Annotated in this window: 19 protein-coding genes and 1 pseudogene; 11 read left to right on the plus strand and 9 right to left on the minus strand. The window is 70.7% G+C overall.

Annotated elements, in window-relative coordinates; translation table 11 throughout:
• The first annotated feature begins 143 nt into the window (after positions 1-143).
• The 4 genes from ACFWP7_RS28480 (at position 144) to ACFWP7_RS28495 (ending at position 3,438) form a co-directional block, all read left to right on the plus strand.
• Positions 144-515, plus strand: coding sequence for an Rv2175c family DNA-binding protein (locus ACFWP7_RS28480; protein ID WP_384386720.1), 372 nt, complete (start codon positions 144-146; stop codon positions 513-515).
• Between the two features lie 91 nt (positions 516-606).
• On the plus strand, positions 607-1,278 hold the full coding sequence (gene thiE, locus ACFWP7_RS28485) for a thiamine phosphate synthase (RefSeq protein WP_384386723.1): 672 nt from the start codon (positions 607-609) through the stop codon (positions 1,276-1,278).
• 145 nt (positions 1,279-1,423) lie between these two features.
• Positions 1,424-2,338 carry a methylenetetrahydrofolate reductase [NAD(P)H] gene (metF, locus tag ACFWP7_RS28490; protein WP_384386726.1) on the plus strand — a complete coding sequence of 305 codons (915 nt, stop codon included), beginning with the start codon at positions 1,424-1,426 and terminating at the stop codon, positions 2,336-2,338.
• Between the two features lie 65 nt (positions 2,339-2,403).
• On the plus strand, positions 2,404-3,438 hold the full coding sequence (locus ACFWP7_RS28495) for a hypothetical protein (protein ID WP_384386729.1): 1,035 nt from the start codon (positions 2,404-2,406) through the stop codon (positions 3,436-3,438).
• A gap of 170 nt (positions 3,439-3,608) precedes the next feature.
• Here the strand turns inward: ACFWP7_RS28495 and ACFWP7_RS28500 are convergent, their stop codons facing one another.
• The 5 genes and pseudogenes from ACFWP7_RS28500 to ACFWP7_RS28520 all read right to left on the minus strand — a co-directional run bounded on the left by ACFWP7_RS28500 (position 3,609) and on the right by ACFWP7_RS28520 (position 9,689).
• Entirely contained in the window at positions 3,609-5,117 is a 1,509-nt protein-coding gene (locus tag ACFWP7_RS28500) for a phytoene desaturase family protein (protein ID WP_384386732.1), read from the minus strand.
• Between the two features lie 43 nt (positions 5,118-5,160).
• Complete coding sequence (locus ACFWP7_RS28505; RefSeq protein WP_384386734.1) at positions 5,161-5,775, minus strand: DUF4126 domain-containing protein; 615 nt, start codon at positions 5,773-5,775, stop codon at positions 5,161-5,163.
• A 371-nt stretch (positions 5,776-6,146) separates the two neighbouring features.
• Positions 6,147-6,776: a TetR/AcrR family transcriptional regulator gene (locus tag ACFWP7_RS28510; RefSeq protein ID WP_384386737.1), complete on the minus strand. Its 630-nt coding sequence runs from the start codon at positions 6,774-6,776 to the stop codon at positions 6,147-6,149.
• A 35-nt stretch (positions 6,777-6,811) separates the two neighbouring features.
• Positions 6,812-8,896, minus strand: a pseudogene (locus tag ACFWP7_RS28515) (YhgE/Pip family protein).
• A complete protein-coding gene (locus tag ACFWP7_RS28520; protein ID WP_384386740.1) occupies positions 8,868-9,689 on the minus strand; it encodes an ATP-binding cassette domain-containing protein in 822 nt (273 codons plus the stop codon). Before ACFWP7_RS28520 ends, ACFWP7_RS28515 begins: the two are co-directional and overlap by 29 nt.
• Positions 9,690-9,866: 177 nt before the next feature.
• On the opposite strand from ACFWP7_RS28520, the gene ACFWP7_RS28525 reads away from it, so the two are divergent.
• The 3 genes from ACFWP7_RS28525 (at position 9,867) to ACFWP7_RS28535 (ending at position 12,049) form a co-directional block, all read left to right on the plus strand.
• A complete protein-coding gene (locus tag ACFWP7_RS28525; protein WP_384386743.1) occupies positions 9,867-10,406 on the plus strand; it encodes an SAV_6107 family HEPN domain-containing protein in 540 nt (179 codons plus the stop codon).
• Between the two features lie 197 nt (positions 10,407-10,603).
• A complete protein-coding gene (locus tag ACFWP7_RS28530; protein WP_384386746.1) occupies positions 10,604-11,374 on the plus strand; it encodes a class I SAM-dependent methyltransferase in 771 nt (256 codons plus the stop codon).
• A 276-nt stretch (positions 11,375-11,650) separates the two neighbouring features.
• A complete protein-coding gene (locus ACFWP7_RS28535) occupies positions 11,651-12,049 on the plus strand; it encodes a DUF3040 domain-containing protein (RefSeq protein ID WP_384386749.1) in 399 nt (132 codons plus the stop codon).
• 463 nt (positions 12,050-12,512) lie between these two features.
• Here the strand turns inward: ACFWP7_RS28535 and ACFWP7_RS28540 are convergent, their stop codons facing one another.
• The 4 genes from ACFWP7_RS28540 to ACFWP7_RS28555 form a co-directional block, all read right to left on the minus strand.
• Positions 12,513-14,906: a DUF3488 and DUF4129 domain-containing transglutaminase family protein gene (locus tag ACFWP7_RS28540; protein WP_384386752.1), complete on the minus strand. Its 2,394-nt coding sequence runs from the start codon at positions 14,904-14,906 to the stop codon at positions 12,513-12,515.
• Entirely contained in the window at positions 14,903-16,267 is a 1,365-nt protein-coding gene (locus ACFWP7_RS28545) for a DUF58 domain-containing protein (protein WP_384386755.1), read from the minus strand. Before ACFWP7_RS28545 ends, ACFWP7_RS28540 begins: the two co-directional genes overlap by 4 nt.
• Complete coding sequence (locus ACFWP7_RS28550; RefSeq protein WP_384386758.1) at positions 16,264-17,304, minus strand: AAA family ATPase; 1,041 nt, start codon at positions 17,302-17,304, stop codon at positions 16,264-16,266. The genes ACFWP7_RS28545 and ACFWP7_RS28550 overlap by 4 nt, the downstream gene beginning before the upstream one ends.
• A gap of 261 nt (positions 17,305-17,565) precedes the next feature.
• Positions 17,566-18,117 carry a beta-class carbonic anhydrase gene (locus ACFWP7_RS28555; RefSeq protein WP_384386761.1) on the minus strand — a complete coding sequence of 184 codons (552 nt, stop codon included), beginning with the start codon at positions 18,115-18,117 and terminating at the stop codon, positions 17,566-17,568.
• 421 nt (positions 18,118-18,538) lie between these two features.
• Between ACFWP7_RS28555 and rsmH the strand changes: the two genes are divergently transcribed.
• The 4 genes from rsmH to ACFWP7_RS28575 all read left to right on the plus strand — a co-directional run bounded on the left by rsmH (position 18,539) and on the right by ACFWP7_RS28575 (position 24,007).
• On the plus strand, positions 18,539-19,495 hold the full coding sequence (rsmH, locus tag ACFWP7_RS28560) for a 16S rRNA (cytosine(1402)-N(4))-methyltransferase RsmH (RefSeq protein WP_384386763.1): 957 nt from the start codon (positions 18,539-18,541) through the stop codon (positions 19,493-19,495).
• A gap of 276 nt (positions 19,496-19,771) precedes the next feature.
• Complete coding sequence (locus tag ACFWP7_RS28565; RefSeq protein ID WP_384386766.1) at positions 19,772-20,338, plus strand: hypothetical protein; 567 nt, start codon at positions 19,772-19,774, stop codon at positions 20,336-20,338.
• A gap of 5 nt (positions 20,339-20,343) precedes the next feature.
• Positions 20,344-22,296 (plus strand): peptidoglycan D,D-transpeptidase FtsI family protein, encoded by a 1,953-nt coding sequence (locus ACFWP7_RS28570; RefSeq protein ID WP_384386770.1) that lies wholly within the window; start codon positions 20,344-20,346, stop codon positions 22,294-22,296.
• Positions 22,297-22,483: 187 nt separating this feature from the next.
• A complete protein-coding gene (locus tag ACFWP7_RS28575) occupies positions 22,484-24,007 on the plus strand; it encodes a UDP-N-acetylmuramoyl-L-alanyl-D-glutamate--2,6-diaminopimelate ligase (protein WP_384386810.1) in 1,524 nt (507 codons plus the stop codon).

Here is a 24,007-nt window from a genome sequence, read left to right on the forward strand (position 1 = left end):
TGGTTCGCCGTGGGCGGAACCGGTGCCGGGCGGGCGATCCGGCCGTGCGGTGACCCGATCCGACGGGCGATCCGGCCGCTCTGTGACCTGATCCTGACGGGGCTCGGCTACCGAGTGTCAGTCCGGGATGGCAGGCTTGTCCTGTGACCGAGATTGACGCAAAGATCGATGCTCTCGTCCCCGCCTGGCTCACCCTCCCCGACATCGCCGAACAGTTCGGTGTCGAGGTGACCCGCGTCCGGCAGTTGGTCAGGGAGGGCCAGGTGATCGCCGTACGCCGTGGTGAGAACCGCGCGCTGCACGTCCCCGCCGCTTTCATCGACGGGGCCGAGCAGAAGGTCGTCAAGGGCCTGACAGGCACTTTGACGCTCCTGCGGGACGACGGGTTCTCCGACGAAGAGATGCTCGAGTGGCTCTTCACCCCCGACCCGAGCCTGCCCGGTACCCCCGCGCAGGCTCTCAGCGAGAATCGCGGCACGGAGGTGAAGCGTCGCGCCCAGGCGCTCGCCGTCTGACCGAGACAGACCGTCCGACGTTCGGACCACGGCGGCCATGGGCCACCCCGGCCGCCGTGGTCCCCACGCACCGACAACGGGGGTAACACGCATGCCCGACAACACCGCCACCGCGCGCGCCCAGCTCGCCGACGCCCGCGTCTACCTGTGCACGGACGCCCGCAGGCGCCAGGGCGACCTCGCCGAATTCCTGGACGCGGTCCTGGACGGCGGTGTCGACATCGTGCAGCTGCGCGACAAGGGCATGGAGGCGGCCGAGGAGCTGGAGCACCTCCAGGTCTTCGCGGACGCCTGCGCACGCCACGGCAAGCTGCTCGCGGTCAACGACCGGGCGGATGTGGCCCACGCGGCCGGCGCCGACGTGCTGCACCTGGGCCAGGGCGACCTCCCGGTTCCCGCCGCCCGCGCCATCCTCGGCGACGAGATCCTGATAGGCCGCTCCACCCACGCCGAGTCCGAGGCTGCGGCAGCCGCCGTCCAGGAGGGCGTGGACTACTTCTGCACCGGCCCCTGCTGGCCGACCCCCACCAAGCCCGGCCGCCACGCACCCGGCCTGGACCTGGTCCGGTACACGGCCTCGCTGGGCACCGACCGCCCTTGGTTCGCCATCGGCGGCATCGACCTGGGCAACCTCGACGAGGTGCTGGAGGCGGGCGCCCGCCGCGCCGTCGTGGTGCGGGCGATCACCGAGGCGGACGACCCGGGAGCGGCGGCGGCGGAGTTCGCGAAGCGGCTGCGCGGCGTACAGCTGCTGTCCGAGTAGCCGTCGGGGGGAGTTCCCCGAATGGTTGTCGGATTGGCTGAATAGTCGGCTGGCCGCTGTCCGAGGAGTGGACAAGATTTCGACAAATCGGACAATTCTCGGCCGTGCGGTTGGGGGACCCGATCCCCCTGGCTAACCTGCGGGTATGGCCCTCGGATCTGCTTCCACCAGGACTGACCACGCACGAACCGTGCGCGACATGCTCGCGACCGGCAACAAGACGTACTCGTTCGAGTTCTCCGCGCCGAAGACCCCCAAGGGCGAGCGGAACCTGTGGAACGCGCTGCGTCGGGTGGAGGCGGTCGCGCCCGACTTCGTCTCGGTGACGTACGGGGCCGGTGGATCCACCCGTGCGGGCACGGTCAAGGAGACGGAGCAGATCGTCGCCGACACGACGCTCACCCCGGTCGCCCACCTCACCGCGGTCAACCACTCCATCGCGGAGCTGCGCAACATCATCGGCCAGTACGCGGACGCCGGGATCCGCAACATCCTCGCCGTGCGCGGCGACCCGCCCGGCGACCCCATGGGCGACTGGGTGCCGCACCCCCAGGGCCTGACCTACGCGGCCGATCTCGTCCGTCTCATCAAGGAGTCCGGCGACTTCTGTGTCGGTGTCGCGGCCTTCCCCGAGATGCACCCGCGCTCCGAGGCCTGGGACCTGGACACCGGGCACTTCGTCGACAAGTGCCGCGCCGGCGCCGACTACGCGATCACGCAGATGTTCTTCCATCCCGAGTCGTATCTCCGCCTGCGCGACCGTGTCGCCGCGGCCGACTGTGCGACCCCGGTGATTCCCGAGGTCATGCCGGTGACGAGTGTGAAGATGCTGGAGAGGCTTCCGAAGCTCAGCAATGCCTCGTTCCCGGACGTTCTGAAAGAGCGAATCCTCACAGCCAAAGATGATGCGGCGGCTGTACGCTCCATTGGCATCGAGTTCGCGACGGAGTTCTGCGCGAGACTGTTGGCCGAGGGAGTCCCCGGACTGCACTTCATTACGCTCAACAACTCCACGGCAACGCTGGAAATTTACGACAACCTGGGTCTGCACCATCCGTAGCAGGCCTAGACCGGTTGCACCCGCGTACGACACACTGCGTAGCGGCCACTGGGAGAGGGGCGTACATGGGCTGGACGGTCCTCTATATCGCTTTCGGCGTCGTCGCGCTCTGGCTGCTCGGCGAGGTCCTGCTGCAGTACAAGGCGAGGCTGCGCTACCGACTGCTCGCCTTCGCGGGCTTCCTCGGCGTGGTCCTCGGTGTGCTGATTCCCTCCGTTGTGGTCATCGGCCTGGGCGCCGCGGCGTTCGCGGTCGGGCAGACGTACGTGACGATGTCGTTCCGCCGCGGGTTCGCGGAAGGCTGGGCTGTCGGCAACCGCCAGGGCGCCGACAAGGCCAAGGGCACGAGCAAGCGTCGCCGCGGTGAGCCGGAGCGCCAGGATCCGACGCTGGAGGTCTCCGGCCCCGAAGCGGCCGACACCACGGTATTTGCGCAGCAGGACGAGTTCGCCGGCGACGACGACGTCTTCTCGCCCGCGCAGTCCGACCGCTTCATGCCGCCGGGTTCGGGTGAGCCCGGCCCCGCCGAGAGCACCGCCGTGTACGAGCCGCAGCCCCTGCCCGACGACACCGGCTCCTACGGCGTATACGACGCCGCCGCGTACGCGGCGGCGGCCGACCAGTCCTACGCATCCGCCGATCAGGGCCAGGACCAGCAGTCCTACGCATCCGCCGCCCAGGGCCAGGACCAGCAGGCCTATGCGTACGACGGCTACTCGGGCTACGACCAGCAGCAGTACGGCTACGACAACAACGGTCAGCAGCAGTACGCCGCCTACTCCGACCCGTACATCGGCACGCAGACGTACAGCGGTGCCTCGTACGACAACACCACCTACGGTGGCGGCGAGCAGCAGCAGTACGCGCAGCAGGGCTACGGGCAGGACCAGTACGCCGCCGGTACGTACGGTGACGGCACCCCTCCCGGTGGCGTCTGGGTGCCGCAGCAGCGCACCGACGAGTACGGCGGCGAACTCCCGCCGGAGCAGCCGTACCCGTACCAGGAGAACGGCAACGGCACCAACAACGGCAATGGCACCAACAACGGCAATGGCACCAACAACGGCACTGGGTACGACGAGCAGCAGTACCGGTACTGAGGGGCCGCCCCCCGTACGGAAGGCGGCATCCGGTACCGAGGTGGCGCCTGGTGCTGAAGGCGGCGCCGGCACTGAGGAGCGGCCTCCGGTGCTGAAAGCGGCCCCCGGTACTGGGGCCGGCCCGCACCGGACTTGGTGCTCCGACCCACTTCTCCTTCAGCGTGCCGGGATCACTGCGAGCCCCGGAACTCCGGTCCTTCCACGATCAGTCCGGCCACCAGCGCGCCCGACATACCCGCGTGGGGCAGGCCGCCGCCCGGGTGGGCCCAGCCGCCGACCGCGAACAGGCCCGGCAGGCGAGTGCTGTTCGCGGGGTGCAGCCGAGTCCCTGCCGCGCCCGACAGCGAGGGCGCGGGTATGCCGCCGCCCTGGGCGCCGGTCTCCTCCTCCGTGTGCACGGGGGTGCGTACCTCGCGCCACAGCACCCGCTCACGCAGCCCCGGAACGGCCCGCTCGGCGGTGGCGGTCATACGGTCCGCGAAGGCGTCCGCGGCGCCGGCCGCCGTCCAGTCGTGGTGGGCCTGGGACGGCACCGTCGACGTGAGCACCACCGACTCGTGCGCGTCATCGGGGCGCAGCCGCGGGTCGTTCGGCCGGTCGACCCACACGGTCGGCCGCTCGGGCGGTGTACCGGGCCCGAAGAGGTCGAGCTCCTCCTCCCGGTCGGTGGTGTGGACGACCGTGCGATGCGCGGTGCCGTCCTGGCGCGCGCCGCGCAGCGCGAGACAGACCACGACCTTCCCGGCGAAGAGGCTCTCCGGGGCCGGCTGCACGCCGCCCTCCACATACAGCTCGGGACGGCTCAGGCCGCTCAGCCGCCAGGGTCCGCTGCCGACGACCGTGTCCGCCTCGGCGACGGTCCCGTCCCGCAGCTCGACCCCCGCGGCCCGGCCATCCTTCTCGACGACCCCCGTGACCTCGGCGCCGAAGACGAACTCGACCTTCCGGGCCAGGCACCGCTCGTACACCGCGCGCGCCAACTCCCTTATCCCACCGCGCACATACCAGGTGCCGAAGGCGTGCTCCATGTACGGCAGCACGGCGGCGCTCGCCGGGGCGACGCGCGGGTCCAGCCCGTACGCGAGTGCGTGGCTCTCCAGGAGGGCACTCAGGCGCGGGTCGCGCAGCTCCCAGGCGCCGACCTCGGCGAGGGTTGCGGCCCGCCGGGTGCGCAACAGACGCTTGTGCGGCACCGCGGGGTAGGGCTCGCGGTCGGCGAGCACCTGCCAGTTGGGCCACAGGGGCTCCTCCAGGAGCGGCCTGCGCGTGCGGTCCCAGGCCTCGCGTGCCCGCACCAGGAAGTCGCCCCACCGATCACCCGCGCCCGCGCCGAGTGCCTCGGTGAGTGCGGTGACGACGCCCGCGCGGGACGCGTTCGGCAAGGAGACGTCCGTGCCGTCCGCGAAGACATGGCGTGACGACGGGTCCACCTGGACCAGCTCGACGCACGCTTCCAGGGGCTCCTTGCCGGTCTTGAGGAACAGGTCGCGATAGACCGCCGGCAGCGGCAGCAGCCCCGGGCCCGTGTCGAAGGCGAAACCGTCGCGCTCGACACGGCGCACCGCACCGCCGTACGTCGCCGTGCGCTCGTACACCACCACCCGGTGGCCCGCGACGGCCAGCCGGGCGGCGGCCGCCATCGCGCCCATCCCGGCGCCCATCACCGCAATTCGTGCCATGCCAGGGACCTTATCGGCCGTCACTGACAATCCCGCCCGGTGGTCAGTCGGGCGATCGTCCCACCCGCGCCGCCAGCTGTTTCTCCTCCCGGCGCTGGGCCCTGCGGCGCCGGAATCGTCTGATCCGCGAGACCAGGAAGAAGAGCACCACAAGACCGGCGAGCAGCAGGGCGCCCGCGATGATCGCGGCGGCCTCGGGGTGGAACATCGCGAAGGTGAGGATTCCCGCGACCCCGAGATCCTCGGCGGTGCTCATGAGGACGTTGCTGAACGGCTCGGGCGAGGTGTTGATCGCCATCCGCGTCCCGGCCTTGACGGTGTGGCTCGCCAGCGCCGTCGAACCGCCGATCGCGCCCGCCGCCAGATCGGGAAGCGAACCGCTCTGTCCGGCGAGCAGCGCGCCGACCACGGCACCCGACACGGGCCGGATCACCGTGTGCACGGAGTCCCATACCGAGTCCACGTACGGGATCTTGTCGGCGACCGCCTCACAGAGGAAAAGAACGCCGGCTGTGACGAGGATCTCAGGGCGCTGAAGGGACTCCGGGACATCGTCGCTCAGGCCGGTCGCGCCGAAGAGGCCGAGGAGCAGCACCACCGCGTACGCGTTGATGCCGCTGGCCCAGCCGCTGGTGAAGACCAGGGGGAGTACGGACACGGAGGCGATCGTAACCAGTCGGCAATGGTGCGTCCTGGGCTTGAGAGCGCAGGGCTGAGTACTCGTACCTAGTGGGCGAGATGAGTACGCGCGCGGATGGGCCCGACCTGCGTGAACGACAGAGTGGAGACACGGAAGGGGGCGCGGCTCCGGTACCGCCGACACGGGGCGGCGGAACGGTTCTCGCGCCCTTGGCCGCTCCTTCCGCCGATTCGTCGGCGGGAGTGAGACAACGGGGGACCCGGGGATGACCGGTCGGGGTCCAACGGGGGAGTACGGGGGAGTACGGCGAAGCGCCGGTTCGAGTGGCCCGCGGGGGACGCGGCCACATCGGACCGGCGCTTTCGTGTGTGCCGGGTGCGCGGTGGGTCTCAGCGGTTGCCGCTCACCCGGCCCTGGAGCAGTCGCGAGAGGGCCGCATGGACGTCGTCCAGGGAGCGCTCGGGCTGGAAGGCCTGCCAGTCCAGAGCGGCCACGAGGACCATGCCGACCAGCGCGGAAGCCGTGAGCGAGATGTCGATCTCGTCGCTGAGCTCGCCGTTCGCCACGCCGTCGCGCAGAACGCCCTCCACGACCGCGACCGCTTGCTGCCGGACGACCATGAGCGTGGACTGCCAGGCGCGGTTGGTGCGCCACAGCTCGGCGACGTAGAGCTGGGTGAAGGCCGGATAGCGGTCGATGAAGACGAGCCCGGCCCGGATCATCGCGTCCAGTGCGTCGACCTTGCTGCCGCCGTCCCTGGCGGTCTTCTCGGCCGCCTCCCGGAGGGAGGCGGTGAGGAGGCCGACGCCGTGCTTCAGCAGCTCTTCGAAGAGGACCGACTTGCTTGCGAAGTTGTAGTAGACCGTGCCTTTCGCGACCCCGGCGCGCTCGGCGATCTCGTCCACCGTGGTGGCGGAGAAGCCCTGCTCGGCGATGAGGGTGACGGCCGCCTCGTAGAGCTTCTGGCGGGTCGCCTCGCGGCGGCTGCCGCCGGCTGCCGTGGTGTTGCTGCTTTCCATGGCCCTGATTGTCACAGGAACGCTCCCGCGCGCGGTCACAGGCTCAGCTCCGGGTGCAGCCGGTCGAGGGTCCAGACCTGCTTACGGCGTGCGGACAGGGCGGTGAGGGCCAGAGCGCCCACGGTGAAGGCCGCGAGGACGGCGCACGCCTGCCAGACCGGGCCGAGGCCGCCTCCCGTGATGAGCCTCCTGAGGGCCTCGACCACATAACTCATCGGCAGGAAGGGGTGGATCGCGTTGAAGAAGCCCGGACTGGTCTGGACGGGGTAGGTGCCGCCCGCCGACGTCAGCTGGAGCATCAGGAAGGCGAGGACGAGGATCCGGCCGGCTGCTCCGAAGCGTGCGTTCAGCCACTGCACGATCGCTGCGAAGCACGCCGTCACCAGGAACAGGAAGCCCACCGTTCCGGCCGCGTGCGCCATTTCCAGGCCGATCGCCCAGTGCAGCACGGACATCAGGGCCGCCGTCTGCAGCACCCCTAGGGCGGCCACCGGCAGCCAGCCCGCCAGCGCGATGCGCCAGGCCGAGCCGCCCGCCGCGAGCGCACGCCGGTTGAGCGGCTGGATCAGCATGTACGCCACCATCGCGCCCACCTACAGGGACAGCGGGATGAAGTACGGGGCGAAGCCGGTGCCGTAGTTGGGCGCCTTGTGGAGGTCCTGCGAGGCGAGCCGCACCGGGTCCGACATGACCTCGGTCCGCTGGTCGCGGTCCTGTTTGTCGTAGTCGGGAATCTGTCCGGCGCCGTCGTGGAGTCCTTCGGCGAGCGTCCCGGAGCCGTCGGCGAGCTTGTACAGGCCGGCGTCCAGGTCGCTCGCGCCCGTCTTCAGCTTCCCGACACCCGTGTCGAGGTCCGCCGCGCCGGTTTTGGCCGTGCCGAGCCCCGAATGCAGCGTCTTCGCTCCGTCGGCGACCTTTCCGGCGCCCTTGTTCAACTCGTTGATCTTGGAGACGGCGTCGGTGAGGTCCTCGGAGAGGTCCGGCGAGCGGTCGGCGAGCGCCTGGGCCTGCTTCTGGAGCGTGGCCAGGTTCTTGTCGAGCGTGTCGAGATCGCCGTCCTGGTCCTCGATCAGCGTGTTGACGTCGTCGGCGACCGTGGCCACGTCCGCGGCCGCCTGTTTGGCCTTCTTCAGGTCGGGGCATGCGGCGTCGGGGACCGGCAGGGTCTCGCAGCGTGCCTGGTAGACCGTGTCCAGGGTGGCGGCGGCCGTGTGGGCACCCTTGGCGGCGGCCGGCGCCGTCCTCACCAGGGTGTCCAGGTCGCCGCGGATCCCCGAGGCGGCGTCGGCGACCAGCTGGGCCGTGTCACCGATCGACTTCTCGTTGTCCTTCAGGAAGGGGCCCACCTCGTCCGCGACCCCGTTGACCTTGTCGGCCAGGGTCTGTGTACCGTCCGCGACCTGCCGCGAGCCGTCCTCCAGGTCGCCCGCACCCGTGTTGAGCTTCTTCAGGCCCGAGGAGAGCTTCCCGCTGCCCGCCTTGGCGTCCTTCAGGCCGTCCGCGAGATCCTCGGCCCCCTTCTCCGCCGTGCCGATCCCGCTCTCCAGCTTGTCGGCCCCCTTGGCAGCCTTCTCGGTCTCCCCGTGGATGTCCGAGAAGGAGACGAAGATCCTGTCGAGGAACGACCGGGAGGCCTTCGTGGACGCGGCCGTGCGCACCTCGCTGAACACCGTCCGGGAGATCTGCCCGACGATGTAGTTGTTCGCGTCGTTCGTGCGCACCTGGAGCGCGCCCGTCTCCGGAGACTCCCCGGAACTGGAGGCGATCCGCTCGCTGAAGTCGCTCGGCATCGTCAACGACAGGTAGTACGTACCGTCCTCGACGCCCTCCCGGGCCTCGGCCGCGCCCACCTCGTGCCACTCGAAGGTGTCACTGTCGCGCAACCCCCTGGTGATGTCGTCGCCCGCTGTCAGCTTCTTGCCCGCGGCCGTCGCCCCCTTGTCGTCGTTCACGAGCGCCACGGGGATGCGGTCGAGACGGCCGTACGGGTCCCAGAACGACCACAAGTAGAGAGCGCCGTAGAGCAGGGGCAGCAGCAGGAGCGCGGCCAGCGCGGCACGCGGGAGCTTGCCCCTGCCGAAGCGCCTGAGCTCAAGCGAGGCCAGTCTCGGCGAGCGCATCGGCCGTCTCCTTGTCGTTGTCGTTGTCGTTGTCGTTGTCGGGGTTCGTGTCGTACTCGTCGTTGTGCTGGTGCTCGGCCGCGGTTTCCGGCACGTCCTCGGGCCTGGTGGACACGATGACGGCGTCCTCCGGAGCCTCGTGGCAGACCGCGACGACCGTGGTCCCGGACTCGGCGAGCGACCTCAACAGCGCCCAGGCCTCGGCCCGTTCGGCATCCGACAGTTTGAGGTCCAGGTCGTCGACGGCGAGCAGGCGCGGACGGCCGACGAGGGCCAGCGCGACGGACAGCCGCAGCGCCTCCAGGCGTTCCAGATCGCGTACGGACGTCCGCGAGCCCTTGGGCAGCGTCCCCCGGTCGAGCCCGGCGGTGGCCAGAGCGGTGTCGATCCGTAGCTTCGCCTCGTTCACCCGCTCGGCACGCGGTCGCAGCAGCCCCCGCAGCGAGCCTCCGAACCGCCTTTGCAGCAGCGCCCGTTCCAGCAGATGCTCCCCCACGGTCAGCGCCGGGTCCAGGTCGGTGACGCCGGGGACATGGGCCGGCGCGCTGATCCGGCGCACCGCGGACATCTGCCCGGGCAGCCGGAAGGGGCCGATCGTGGCCTGTCCCTCGCTGGGTTTCATCCGCCCGGCGAGCGCCAGCAGCAGACAGGTCCGGCCGGAGCCGGACGGTCCCACCACCGCGATCAGCGAACCGGGTCCGGCCGTGAACCCCACGTCCCGGAACGCCCAGCCGCGCGGCCCCTTGAGCCCGAACCCCTCGGCACTGACGGCGACTCCGCGGTGCTCGCCCACAGCTCCCCCTCTTCGAGCCGACCGGTAGGTCGACTTTTGAACTGACTGGTCAGTGCAAAAAGTATCTCGAACTGTCGATCGAAGCAAAAGTGCAGGTCAGACCGGATTGTCAGTGGCATACCTCACGATGGACACATACGGCCACAGAGCCGTCACACAGACGACAGGAGGTTCGTCATGGCCAACTCATCCGCAGCCGCCTCCCACCGGCGCCGCGCCTCCGGCCCTGCCCCCTCACTGACCGGCCCGGCGAGCGACGTGCACCCCGTGCTCCGCCGGGCCACGGCCCCACCCGCCGCCCTCGAACTGCTTGCGCAAGCCCACGCCGGACTTGACGAGGCGACCGCCCTCGAAACGCCCAACGAGCGGTACGCGACGGCGCACTTGGCCGCCCTGCGCACCGCCGCCGCCGTCCTGGCAGCGCGGGGACGCCCCGAACCCACCCCCCGACGCAGGGCACGTATCCGGAGCGCCTGGGAGGTGCTTCCCGAAATCGCGCCCGAACTCGCCGAGTGGAGCGCGCTGTTCGCCTCCGGAGCGACCCGCCGCGCCCGCGCCGAGGCGGGCATACAGGGTGCGGTGGGCAGCCGCGACGCCGACGACCTGATACGCGACGTGGCGATGTTCCTACGCCTCGTCGAGCGGATGCTGGTACTGCAGCCCGTGCTGCCCCAGCCCCGGCAGGACGAAGACCACCAAGTCCCGGACGCGGGCTGACCGGCACGGCGGCCGCGGAGCACCGTTTCCCGGGCGAGCCACGCGGGGTTCGTGACTCCGTAGCCGGTCGGCGATGATCGCTTCGCCGCCCACTAGGGTGGAAGTGCCTGAAGCCTTCCGGCCCGAAAAGGGCACCGGAAGGCCCCCCGATCGCTCCGCCGTGCAAGAGGCGGTGCCGCGCCGAGGAGTCAACTGCCGTGCCGGACCCGATGCGCCCTCGCGCCTCTCTCCGTACCGCCGTGGTTTGGGAGGTACTCAAGGACGCCCTGGACCGCCGGGTCAAAGCCACCGGCCGGGAGTCCCTGGACGTCCTCGACACCGGGGGCGGCAGCGGCAACTTCGCGGTGCCTGTGGCCCGCCTCGGGCACCGCGTCACCGTCGTCGACCCCAGCCCGAACGCGCTGTTCGCGCTGGAGCGCCGGGCCGCCGAGGCCTCGGTCGCCGGCCGGGTGCACGGCGTCCAGGGCGACGCGCACGGCCTCTTCGACGTCGTCGAGCGCGGTGGCTACGACGCGGTGCTGTGCCACGGGGTCCTGGAGTACGTGGACGACCCGGCCCAGGGCGTCCGCAACGTGGTGGACGCCCTGCGCCCCGAAGGCGTCCTCAGCCTCCTCGCCGCCGGCCTGGGCGGAGCCGTGCTGGCCCGCGCCCTCGCCGGGCACTTCACGGAGGCCAGGCAGGCGCTCCATGACCCGGACGGACGCTGGGGCGAGGGTGATCCCGTACCCCACCGTTTCACCGCCGAACAGCTCACCGAACTCGTCGAGGGCGCGGGCCTGAACGTCGCCGCCGTACACGGCGTGCGGGTCTTCGCCGACCTGGTCCCCGGCGTCCTCGTGGACACCGAGCCCGGAGCCCTGGAGGCCCTGCTGAAACTGGAGGCGGCGGCGGCCGAACTCCCTGCGTTCCACTCGGTGGCGACGCAGCTTCATGTGCTCGGTGAGACGCCCGGGGCTGTTGAGGGCTGAGTCGCCCGCCGTGGTGCACCGCTGATCAGGGACTTGACTGCAGATGGAGTACGCCACAGGCCCCCCGATCGGGCGCTCGGCGCCGTATGATCGGGGGAGACCGTTTCGGCATGACAGGCCGTTCGCCGGGGAATGTACGCCTCAGTGGATCCGGGTGTCATGGCGGCTTCCGGTCAGCGAATTGGCGTAGAGGGGCGGGTTTCACGGGGGCGATTCCCTGCCTATCCTGAAGGGGACCCCCGGTCGCCCCGGCGACTGCACGATGAGGAGGACTCCGTGCCGCTCTCGGAGCACGAGCAGCGAATGCTCGAGCAGATGGAGCGAGCGCTGTACGCCGAAGATCCCAAGTTCGCGACAGCGCTTGAGGGAAGCGGGCTGCGTACGTACACCCGACGACGGGTGTACCAGGCGGTCGCGGGCTTCCTTGTGGGTATCGCGCTCCTCATGGCCGGAATGGTCACGGTGCAGATCTGGCTGAGCGTGGTGGGTTTTCTCGTCATGCTGGGCTGCGCGGTGCTCGCCGTCACCGGTTGGCGCAAGGCCCCCAAACCGGGTGAGCAGCCGACCGTGCCAGGTGGCGCGCCGTCCGCACGCGGTCAAGGCCGACAGCGCCGCTCCCTGATGGACCGTATCGAACAACGTTGGCAGCGCCGCCGCGACGAACAGGGCCAGTAGCCCTCCGAGCGCCGCAGCCACAGACATTCCGTGAGGGGGTGTCCACCCAGTGAGGTGGACACCCCCTCACGCACGCCCTGAAACCGAGCATGGTAGTCGCGTCGTGGCAGTGGGCAGGCGTGCCCGCCAGGAGCGCGGCCCTGCCTAGGTCCTGTCGTCACATTCCCGTCTGCCTCGCGACGCCATGCACGCCTTCTCGCCGCACTGGGCGCAGACCCAAGTACGTCCAGTACGAGGGTCCACGCCCGGCACACCGAGAGCACGCACCTACTGCGACACAGGCTGCTGCCGCAGCGGGCGCGAGGCCGTCCTCCGGGCGACGACGGGAAGGTGACGACAGGACCTAGGGCAGCGCCCCGTGAGCGCCGAGCTGCGTGACCCGCCCCCGCCCCCGCTTCGGCACTGACACACGTGCGGCCCCCGCCTCAGGTCAGGGCAAGGGCCGCACACCGTGCACGGTAGGTCAGCCGTTCTGCCCCGAAGGGCGCCGCAGCAAGGTCTCCCGCCGGGCCGCGAGGCGGGCGCTCAGGGCCCCCCAGCGGGCCGACGCCGCCCAGGCCACCCGGACGGCCGAGCGAGGGGCGAGGAGTGCGCGGAGACGGGCCGGACGGCTCGCCGATATGCGGAAGGCGTCCGCGATCTGACGGGCGTCCTCGGCGAGGCCCGCCGTCGGAAGGGGACGCGGGGCATAGAGCACCTGCTCCACGGCCGCCGCCAGCCGGTGCACCGCGTCCGCCGCCGGCGGTTCGAGGAGCCCGAGACGGACGATCCGCGCGGCGGCCTTGCGAGGCGTCTGCGAGTCGTCCGGCTCGATGCCGTAGTCCCACGCCGTATCGGTCACTTCCAGCCAGGCACCCAGCGTGTACACCGCCACATCCGCCTCGGTGCGTCCATGCCCACCGAGCCGCAGGCCCCGTATCCGGATGCGCCACAGCATCGGCAGCAAGGGCACTCCCAGCACCAGGAGCCCGGCCAGGGCCAGGGCCAGGATCTGGAGCGGCCACGGCATGCCGCCGTCATCGGAGCCCGCCGCCGCCGGCGCGGATTGGCTCGGGCACGCCTCGAGCTTCCTCTCCTGTGCGGAGCAGTTCTCGGGGGCCGACGCCGAGGCGGCGGGCGCCGAGGACGCCGCAGTCGTCGGCTGCGGCGCGGCCGGCACATCGGTGCCGGACGTCTCCGGCTGGGTGTACTCCGGTACCGAGCCCCGGTTCGGAGTCGGCTCGAAGCGTGTCCAGCCCACCCCTTCGAAATACAGCTCGGGCCAGGCGTGCGCGTCCCGCAGCCCCACCGTCATCGAACCGTCGGGCTGCGCGGAACCGGGCGTGAAGCCCACCGCGACGCGAGCCGGTATCCCCAGGGTGCGGGCCATCGCGGCCATCGCGAAGGAGAAGTGGACGCAGAAGCCCTCCTTGTCCTTCAGGAAGCGCGCGATCGCGGCGCTACCGCTGCCGACCTGTACCTCGGTGTCGTACGTGAATCCGCCGCTCACGGCGAAGTAGTCCTGGAGCTTGACCGCCTGCTCGTAGTGGTTGGCCGAGCCCGCGGTGACCTCCTCCGCGGTTTCGCGGACCACGGAAGGCAGCGAGTCCGGTACCTCGGTGAACTCGCGCTTCAGTGCCGGATCCGGCTCGGGCGCGTTCGCCAGCTGCTCCGCCGTCGGCTGCACGAGCAGGCTCGTGACCTCGTACTGCACGCCTCGCGTGGTCTGGCCGTGGTCCCCGACGAGCGTGCGCCCCACCGGCTCGTACCGCCAACTGCCCCGGATATCCACCTGGCTGGCCGGATAGGGCATCGGGAGCCAGTCCTGGGCGTACCAGTCGGCTGCCGAGACACGGGTCTGGATCGAGCTCCTCTGGACCTCGCTCCCGAGGCCGATCGGCGCCGGGAAGGTGTCCGGCACATCGACGATGTGCCGCTGGGCCGGCTTCCAGGCCGTCCCGTCGAAGTCGTCCAGGGAAACGATCCGCAGATACATGTCCTGGGTGTCGTCGGAGTTGGTGCGGTACGACATGACCTCGCGGTCCTCGTCCACGTTCAGACTGTCGCGGAGCGAGACCAGCGGGTTCACCGCGGAGATCGTGCCGCCGCCACCGGAGCCCGAGCCGACGCCCGCCCCGGCAGCGTCCAGCAGGCCGCCGTCGAGCGAGGGCAGGGCGAGCGGCACCACCAGAGCGATGCCCAGTGCGACCGCACCGATACGCCGCCCGGTGCGGACGGGCGCGACGGCACCGTCCGAGGACTCGGGGCCCGGGGTGCGGGACGCCCCGCCGAAGACACGGCCCCACTGCGAGAGCCGGTCACGGCCCTCGGCCAGCAGCAGCATCAGATAGCCGACGGCCGCGAGCAGGAACCACAGCCACGCGGCACCGCCGCCGGACAACCCCGCGGCGACCGAGTACAGCGCGAGCAGCGGGAGTCCGGCGGGAGCCGCACTGCGGAACGTGACCGCGAGCGCGTCCACCGCCAGCCCGATCACCAGGACACCGCCGACCAGCATCAGCCGGATACCGTCGGACAGCGGCGCCGGGATCGCGAACCGCCCGACATCGTCCGCGCCTGCCTGCAACAGCACCCCGAACTGGTTGAAGGCCTCGGGCCCCGGGATGATCCCGAGGAAGGCCTGCTGCCGGGCGAACACCAGCGTCAGCAACAGCAGCGTCACCACCGCCTGCACCGTCACGGTCAGCGGCCTGGCCAGCGGAACCCGCCGGGTCAGCGCGGCCACACCGGACTGCACGGCCAGCAGGAACGCCGCCTGGAAGAGCCAGGTCGCCGGATCGACCAGCGGCAGCAGAGCACACGCGGCCATGAGAGTGGCCGCCGCCGCACACAGCGCCAGACGCGCACGCCCGCTCACGCAGCACCACCCCCTGCCGTACTTCCCGTCGACGCGACGCCCGTGCGCTGCCGGTCCGCCTCACGCCACAGGTCGGCGATCCCCGCCCCACGCGGCACCCTCACAGCCGTCCAGCCCGCCTCGCGCAGCATGCGCAGTTGTTCCTCGCTCTTGTCCAACGGCCCGGGGACATCGGTCGGTTCCCGCATCCAGGCCTCGCTGTCCAGCAGAAATGCGACGGCCCCGCCGCTGCGCTGGCGCATCTTGGCGAGCACCGTGGCCTGTTCCTCGTCCAGATCGCCGAGGAAGGCGATCAGCAGCCCTTCGTTCCCGCCGCGCAGCACGTCGTACGCACGGGACAGACCCGTGCCGTCCGAGTGGTCGACGACGGCGAGCGTGTCCATCATCATCCCGGCCGCGTCCGCCGACTCCTGGCTGGCGCCCGCGAACCCGTCGGCGCCCTCACCGGGCACCGAATTGCCGGTATCGGTCAACAGCCGTACCGAAAAACCCCGTTCGAGCATGTGCACCAGCGCCGACGCCGAGCCCGAGACCGCCCACTCGAAGGCCGAGTCAGGGCCTGCGCCTTCGTAGGCGATGCCCCGGGTGTCGAGCAGCACCGTGCAGCGGGAACGCTGCGGCTGCTCCTCGCGGCGCACCATCAACTCGCCGTAGCGGGCGGTCAGGCGCCAGTGCACCCGGCGCAGATCGTCGCCGTAGCGGTAGCCGCGCGGGATGATGTCGTCGTCGCCCGCCAGCGCCAGCGAACGCTGCCGCCCGTCGCCGTACCCCTTCGCCTCGCCGGTCAGCCGCACCGGCGGCAGCGGCTCCACGCGCGGGATGACGGTCAGGGTGTCGTACGTCGAGAAGGAACGCGTCAGCTCGCACATCCCGAAGGGGTCGGTCAGCCGCAGCTGCAGCGGGCCCAGCGGATAGCGGCCGCGCAGGTCGGAGCGGACCCGGTAGGACACCTCGCGGCGGCCGCCCGCCTCCACCCGGTCCAGGACGAACCGGGGCCGCGGACCGAGCACGTACGGCACCCGGTCCTGGAGCATCAGCAGACCGGTGGGCAGCCGCGAGACGTTGTCCATCCGCAGATGGACCCGGGCCTCGGAACCGGCGGGCACGCGCGCGGGGGCGAGTCTGCGGCTGCCCGAGACCCGGTAGCGGGTGCGGTACAGCACGGTCGCGCACACCAGCGGCAGAACCGACAGGAGCAGGCCGACCCGGAGTAGATCGCTCTGCCCCAGGACGTAGGCGCAGATCGCGGCCGCGATTCCGGCGGCCAGGAAGGAGCGCCCCCGCGTGGTGAGCCCGGCGAGCGCGGTACGCAGCCCGCCCTTGTCCTCCTCGGCGGCGTACCCCGTCCCTCCATGCGTCATCCAAGCCTCCGTGGCGGCTGCTTGCCGTAGGCGGTCGTGCCGCGGCCCACCGTGAAGCCGGCCTGCTGCTGGGGGGCGGCCGGAACGACGGTGCGCTGCAGGATCTCCTGGACGACCTGCTCGGCCGTACGCCGGTTCAACTGTGCCTGTGCCGTGGGCAGCAGACGATGGGCCAGGACCGCCACGGCGAGTGCCTGGATGTCGTCCGGCAGCGCGTAGTCCCGGCCGCTCAGTGCGGCGGACGCCTTCGCCGCGCGCAGCAGATGCAGGGTGGCACGCGGCGAGGCGCCGAGTCTGAGGTCGGGGTGCGCGCGGGTGGCCCCGACCAGCTCCACCGCGTACCGCCGCACGGCGTCGGCGACGTGGACCGTGCGGACCGCGTCGATCAGCTTCACGATCTCGTGCGCGTGCGCCACCGGCTGGAGATCGTCCAGCGGGCTTGCCCCGCCATGGATGTCCAGCATCTGCAACTCGGCCTCCGCGCTGGGATAGCCGATGGAGACACGGGCCATGAAACGGTCGCGCTGGGCCTCCGGCAGCGGGTAGGTGCCCTCCATCTCGACGGGGTTCTGCGTGGCCACCACCATGAAGGGGGCGGGCAGTTCGTACGTCGTTCCGTCGATGGTGACCTGGCGCTCCTCCATCGACTCCAGGAGCGCGGACTGCGTCTTGGGGGAGGCGCGGTTGATCTCGTCGCCGATCACGATCTGCGCGAAGATCGCGCCCGGCTTGAACTCGAAGTCCCGGCGCTGCTGGTCCCAGATGGACACACCCGTGATGTCCGAGGGCAGCAGGTCGGGCGTGAACTGGATACGCCGCACCGAGCAGTCGATGGACCGCGCCAGCGCCTTGGCGAGCATGGTCTTGCCGACGCCCGGAACATCCTCGATCAGAAGATGGCCCTCGGCGAGCAGCACGGTCAGCGAAAGCCGTACGACCTCAGGCTTGCCTTCGATCACTCCTTCCACCGAACTGCGGACACGCTCCACAGTGGCGGTCAGATCTGTAAGGCTCGCTCGATCGTCATAGGTCGTCACCCGGCCCTCCTCGGCCCTTTCGCGGGCCGACGCCCTGTGCGGACCGGCCCACCTCGAAACACGGACACCACGCGGGAACAGTTCCGCGTGACGCCACACCCGCATTCTTGTTGCCGTTACCGGTTCGTGTCATCCGCCTGTGGATAACTGGCCGCTATATGCCTGCCTTGCGGTCTTTTGGGCATCGAGTGCTCATGACTTTTGGTGAAGAGAGGGTCCCACGAGGGTTTCGATCGCCGTCGTGGGGCCCCGGTGGAGGCGTCAGGCGGGGTCGATCTCGCGCAGCAGACCCGTCGTGACGTCGAAGACGAAGCCGCGCACGTCGTCGGCGTGCAGCAGGAACGGAGAGGTGCGCACCCGCTGCATCGACTGCCGTACGTCCTGTTCGACGTCCCGGAAGGCCTCGACCGCCCAGGCGGGGCGCTGGCCGACCTCCATCTCCAGGTCGTGCCGGAAGTCCTCGGTGAGCGACTCCAGACCGCAGCCGGTGTGGTGGATGAGGACGACGCTGCGGGTGCCGAGCGCCCGCTGGCTGATCGTGAGGGAGCGGATCACGTCGTCGGTGACGACTCCGCCCGCGTTGCGGATGGTGTGGCAGTCGCCCAGCTCCAGACCGAGCGCGGCGTGCAGGTCGAGCCGTGCGTCCATGCACGCGACCACTGCGACGTGCAGGACGGGACGGGCGTCCATCCCGGGATCGGTGAAGGCGGCGGCGTACCGCTCGTTCGCGTCGACGAGGCGGTCGGTCACGGTCGTGCCGTCACCGGCTATGGCGCCTTCGGGCTCGGTGGGAACGGATGCGGAGGTCGTCATACCTATGACGGTACTGGGCACATATGAAGCGGTCCTGCCGGGAGAAGGGACAAAGAACGTCATCGTGGCTTGTTGTGAGGTAACCCACACGGGCGGTGCCGGCTCGCCCGTACGGGTTGTTCTTTCCGATGTACGGCTTCATCGGGAGCGGGACTCACGACGCGCATGCCGGTTGATTGACCGCGTGACACCGTGGACTAAAGTGACGCGAAGCGGGAGGCGAGGCTCTCCCTGCTGGACTGTTTTCCCGGAGGCCCGGCGATTTTCCGGCGTCTCTCCACGTGCGCGGTGCGTACGTACGGCTCGGCCTCCTCCCGCTCCCGGTCGGCTGACGCCACTCTCCCGGCGCCGGCGGGCCTCCCCTTCTCGAGCGGGCGGGGACCCGGCAGTGCGTACGGTCGCGTGGATCTGAGAGGGCCCCTTGAGCGAGAGTCGACACGTCCCGGTGATGCTCCAGCGGTGCCTGGACATGTTGGCCCCGGCCCTCGCCGGGCCCGGAGCCGTCGTCGTCGACTGCACGCTGGGCCTCGGCGGACACAGCGAGGCGCTCCTCACACAGTTCCCCGAAGCCCGGCTCGTGGCCCTGGACCGCGACAAGGAGGCGCTGCGCCTCTCCGGAGAGCGACTCGCCCCCTTCGGTGACCGCGCGGCCCTCGTGCACGCCGTCTACGACGAACTCCCCGATGTACTCGACCGCCTGGGCATCCCGCGCGTCCAGGGCATCCTGTTCGACCTCGGCGTCTCCTCCATGCAACTCGACGAGGCGGACCGCGGCTTCGCGTACGCGCAGGATGCTCCGCTCGACATGCGCATGGATCAGACGACCGGCATGAGCGCGGCCGAGGTGCTCAACACCTACCCGCCGGGCGAACTGGTGCGGATCCTGCGGGCGTACGGCGAGGAGAAGCAGGCCAAGCGGATCGTGTCGGCGGTCGTCCGCGAACGCGCGAAGGATCCCTTCAGCAACAGCGCGCGGCTCGTCGAACTGATCCGCGACTCGCTTCCCCAGGCCGCCAAGCGCACCGGCGGCAACCCCGCCAAGCGCACCTTCCAGGCGCTGCGCATCGAGGTCAACGGTGAACTCAGTGTCCTGGAAAGGGCGATCCCCGCGGCCGTGAAGACGCTCGCGGTCGGCGGCCGGATCGCTGTCCTGTCGTACCACTCGCTGGAAGACCGGCTGGTCAAGCAGGTGTTCGCGGGCGGCGCCGCCAACACGGCGCCGCCCGGCCTGCCGGTCGTGCCCGAGCGCTACCAGCCCCGGCTCAAGCTGCTCACCCGCGGTGCCGAACTTCCCACCGAGGAAGAGGTCGCCGAAAACCGGCGAGCGGCTCCCGCGCGGCTGCGGGGGGCACAGCGGATCCGCGAGGAAGCCGAGTGAGGCGCGCGGAGAGGGAGGACGAGTGAGTCGGAAACCCGAACTCGCGGGGTCGTGGGAGTGGGATGTCCCGACTCTCGGTCCGTGTCCCGGTGCGGCATCCCCACTCACGCGAGTGAGTGGGCTGGGGATCCGGACACCCGCCCGGCGCCCGGGTCGGGCACCCGAACCCACGGAGCGGAGTGAGTTGGGGATTCCGACTCGCACGGTGGCGTGGGTCGGAGTTTCGGACTCGCGGAGCGACCGTGAGCTGGAGAACCGAATCCGCAGGGAGGGTGTGTGAGTAGGAAACCCGAACTGAGAGGACGAGCGGCTCGGCTCGCCCGGCTCCTCCCGGCCGGTGCCGGGACAGCCGCCCGTACCCCCTTCGTCCTGCTGGTCGTCCTGCTGCTCGGCGGCGGTCTCATCGGCCTCCTCGTGCTGAACTCCGCGCTCAGCGCGGGTTCGTTCCAGCTCGACGACCTGCAGATGGACACCAAGAGCCTCACCGACGAGGAGCAGGCGCTCCAGCGGGACGTGGACGCCTACGCCGCCCCCGACGCCCTCCAGCGCCGCGCCCGCGAACTGGGCATGGTCCCCGGCGGCGACCCGGCGTTCCTCAACCCGGACGGCACCGTCAAGGGCGTCCCCGGAGCGGCCGAGCAGTCCTCGGCACGCAACCCGGCGGTGCGTCCGCCGGAGGTTCTCGCCCCCGCACCGAGCCCGAGCCCGAGCCCGACGCCGACTCCGACAGTGCCCCCGACTCCGACCGTGCTCCCCACCCTGACGCCGTCCACGGTTCCCGCCTCCGCGCAGCCGTCGGCGGCCATCCCGTCCGCGCAGACCCCCACAACACCCGGCAGGTGACGGAAGTGTCCGACAGGGAACCGCCGCGCCGCCGAGTGCCCGGCCCCGCCAGGCCCGTACGTCCCGAGGGCCGACAGCGTCCGGGACCCGGCGCCCGCCCCGCACGCCGCCCGGGCGCGGCGAGGCCCGCCGGCCCCCGTGCCATTCGGCTCGGCAGCCCGCGCCCCCGGCTCCGCATGGTCAGCCTCGCGCTGACGCTGGTGATGATCGCGTTCGTCGTACGGTTGCTCCAGGTGCAGGCCGTGGACGCGAGCACGTATGTCGCCAAGGCCGAGCAGAACCGGTACGTCGGGCGCACGCTCGCCGCCGAGCGCGGTGGGATCACGGACCGCAACGGGGTCGAGCTGGCGACCAGCGTGGACGCGTACGACATCACGGCCGACCCCACGTTGTTCACCGAGGAGGCCACGAAGACGACGGACGCGCCCGAGCAGGCCGCCGCGCTGCTCGCCCCGATCCTCGGCCAGGACGTGGAGACGGTCACCAGGAAGCTGAAGACGAAGAACACCCGCTACACCCTGCTCGCGAACCGCCAGACCCCGCAGGTCTGGACGCAGATCAAGGACCTGAGGAACACGCTCGCGGCCAAGGCCGAGACCGACAAGAGCACGGTCAACGTCCTCGGGGGCATCGTCGCGGTCCCCGCCAGCAAGCGCGTGTACCCGAACGGGGATCTCGCCGCCGGGATACTGGGCTGGGTCAACGCCGACGGCAAGGGCGGCGGCGGGCTCGAACAGGAACTGAACAAGGAACTGGCGGGCAAGGACGGGAAGATCCGCTACGCCCAGTCCGGCGGCCTCCAGGTCCCCACCGCGGGTTCCACCGAGACGCCCGCCGTGGCCGGCTCCGACTTCGAGCTGACCATCGACCGTGACATCCAGTGGGCCGCGCAGAACGCCATCACCGAGCAGGTGAAGGAGTCCAGGGCGGACAGCGGGTACGTGATAGTGCAGGACACGCAGACCGGCGAGATCCTCGCCATGGCCAACTCGCCCGGCTTCGACCCGAACGACCTCTCCCAGGCCGACCCGGCGGCGCTGGGCAACGGGGCCGTCCAGGACGCGTACGAGCCCGGTTCCACCGCCAAGGTCATGTCGATGGCCGCCGTGCTGGAGGAGAAGGTGGCCACACCCGAGACGCATGTGGTCGTGCCCAACCGGCTGCAGCGCGGCGACCGGCTCTTCCAGGACGACATCGACCACCCGACCTGGAACCTGACGCTCAACGGCGTCCTCGCCAAGTCCAGCAACATCGGGACCATCCTGGCGGCCGGTGAGCTCGGCAAGACGCAGCAGGAGGCCAACCAGGTCCTCTACTCGTATCTGCGCAAGTTCGGCATCGGCAGCTACACCGGACTGGGTTTCCCCGGCGAGACGAAGGGCATCCTCGCGGCCCCCGAGGACTGGTCGACCTCGCAGCAGTACACGATTCCTTTCGGCCAGGGCGTGTCGCTCACCGCGTTGCAGGCGGCGTCCGTCTACTCGACGATCGCCAACGGCGGCGTACGCGTCGAACCGACGCTGGTGCGCGGTACGAAGGGGGCCGACGGCCGCTTCACGCCCGCCCCCGAGCCCAAGAAGAGCAGGGTCGTCAGCGAGAAGACGGCGAAGACCCTCGCCCAGATGCTGGAGTCCGTCGTGGACGACGAGCAGGGCACCGGCACCAAGGCGCGCATTCCCGGCTACCGGGTGGCGGGCAAGACGGGCACGGCCAACCGCGTGGATCCGGCCACCGGCAGGTACAACGGCTACACCTCGTCGTTCGCCGGGTTCGCCCCCGCCGACAACCCGCGTATCACGGTGTACTGCGCGATCCAGAACGCCACCAAGGGCAGCTACTTCGGCGGCCAGATCTGCGGGCCCATCTACAAGGAGGTGATGGAGTTCGCCCTGAAGACGCTTCAGGTACCGCCCACCGGGGCCAAGGCCGCGAATCTCCCCGTGACCTTCACGCCCTGATCAGCACGGAAACAGCCAGGAACCGCTCGTGACAACGATCACCCCCGATCCCGGGAACCACGCCGTGCCGCACACCCCGCCGCCCGGCCCGTCCACGCCCTCACTTCGCTCCGGCGGGGGTGCGCCCGGTACGCTCACCGCCGTGCCAGACGCTGATCAGTCCCAAACCACCCAGAAGGGCGTCCCTGTGACATATCCGGGGCCGCCGCGACCGGTGCAGATCTCCGCCACACCCCTGGAGGAACTCGCCGATCAGCTGGGTGCCAAGCAGCCACAGAGCGCCGCCGTGCAGGTCACGGGCATCACCCACGACTCCCGCGCCGTGCGCCCCGGCGACCTGTACGCCGCACTGCCGGGCGCCCGCCTGCACGGCGCCGACTTCGTGACGCAGGCAGCCGCCCTCGGCGCCGTCGCCGTGCTGACCGATCCGACGGGCGCCGAACGTGCCGCGGCCACCGGCCTGCCGGTCCTCGTCGTCGACAACCCGCGCGGGCAGATGGGCGAGCTGGCGGCCACCATCTACGGTCACCCCGGGCCCGACCTGCTCCAGATCGGCATCACCGGCACCTCCGGCAAGACCACCACGGCGTATCTCGTCGAGGGCGGTCTGAGGACGGTCCACAGCACCGGTCTGATCGGCACCGTCGAGATGCGGATCGGCGACGAGCGCATCAAGTCGGAGCGCACGACGCCCGAAGCCACCGACCTCCAGGCGCTGTTCGCGGTGATGCGGGAACGCGGCGTCGAGGCGGTCGCCATGGAGGTTTCCAGCCACGCGCTGGTCCTCGGCCGGGTCGACGCCTGCATCTTCGACATCGCCGTCTTCAACAACCTCAGCCGGGAACACATGGAGTTCCACTCCGGCATGGAGGACTACTTCCAGGCCAAGGCCCAGTTGTTCACGCCGAAACGCAGCAGGCTCGGCGTGGTCAATCTCGACGACGAGTACGGGCGCAGGCTGGCCAAGGAGGCCACCGTCCCGGTTGTCACCTTCTCCTCCGAGGGCCACCCCGACGCCGACTGGCGCGCCCAGTCCGTCGAAGTCGGCCCCATGGACTCGACGTTCACCGCGGTCGGCCCCAAGGGCGAGCGGATCAACGCCAGGTCGCCGCTCGCGGGCACCTTCAACGTGGCGAACACGCTCGCCGCGCTCGTGTCCCTCGCCGCGGCCGGGCTCGACCCGCAGACCGCCGCCGACGGCATCGCGGCCGTGCCGGGCGTTCCGGGCCGCCTGGAGCGGGTGGACGCGGGCCAGCCCTATCTGGCGGTGGTCGACTACGCGCACAAGACGGATGCAGTCGAATCTGTCCTGCGCGCGCTGCGCAAGGTGACGACCGGTCAACTGCACGTGGTGCTCGGCTGCGGCGGCGACCGCGACAAGACCAAGCGCAAGCCCATGGGTGCCGCCGTCGCCCGGTTCGCCGACACCGCCGTACTGACCTCCGACAACCCCCGCTCCGAGGACCCCCTCGCGATCCTCGCCACGATGCTCGCGGGGGCCGCCGAGGTGCCGGCGCACGAGCGCGGCGAGGTCCAGGTCTTCGAGGACCGGGCTGCGGCCATCGCGGCCGCTGTCGCCCGCGCACAGCCGGGCGACACCGTGCTGGTCGCGGGAAAGGGCCACGAGCAGGGCCAGGACATCGCCGGGGTGGTGCGTCCCTTCGACGACCGCCAGGTGCTTCGCGAAGCTATCCAGAAGACCCAGGGATGA

Origin of the sequence: Streptomyces sp. NPDC058470, from assembly GCF_042721055.1 — a bacterium.
In the GTDB taxonomy this organism is placed as follows: domain Bacteria; phylum Actinomycetota; class Actinomycetes; order Streptomycetales; family Streptomycetaceae; genus Streptomyces.

Excerpts from the sequence above, each read along its gene's own strand:
- ACFWP7_RS28555 (WP_384386761.1), bottom strand. The coding sequence starts at position 18,117 with ATGACGACCTCCGCATCCGTTCCCACCGAGCCCGAAGGCGCCATAGCC.
- metF (WP_384386726.1), top strand. The coding sequence starts at position 1,424 with ATGGCCCTCGGATCTGCTTCCACCAGGACTGACCACGCACGAACCGTG.
- ACFWP7_RS28495 (WP_384386729.1), top strand. The coding sequence starts at position 2,404 with ATGGGCTGGACGGTCCTCTATATCGCTTTCGGCGTCGTCGCGCTCTGG.
- ACFWP7_RS28510 (WP_384386737.1), bottom strand. The coding sequence starts at position 6,776 with ATGGAAAGCAGCAACACCACGGCAGCCGGCGGCAGCCGCCGCGAGGCG.
- ACFWP7_RS28500 (WP_384386732.1), bottom strand. The coding sequence starts at position 5,117 with ATGGCACGAATTGCGGTGATGGGCGCCGGGATGGGCGCGATGGCGGCC.
- thiE (WP_384386723.1), top strand. The coding sequence starts at position 607 with ATGCCCGACAACACCGCCACCGCGCGCGCCCAGCTCGCCGACGCCCGC.
- ACFWP7_RS28525 (WP_384386743.1), top strand. The coding sequence starts at position 9,867 with ATGGCCAACTCATCCGCAGCCGCCTCCCACCGGCGCCGCGCCTCCGGC.
- ACFWP7_RS28545 (WP_384386755.1), bottom strand. The coding sequence starts at position 16,267 with ATGACGCATGGAGGGACGGGGTACGCCGCCGAGGAGGACAAGGGCGGG.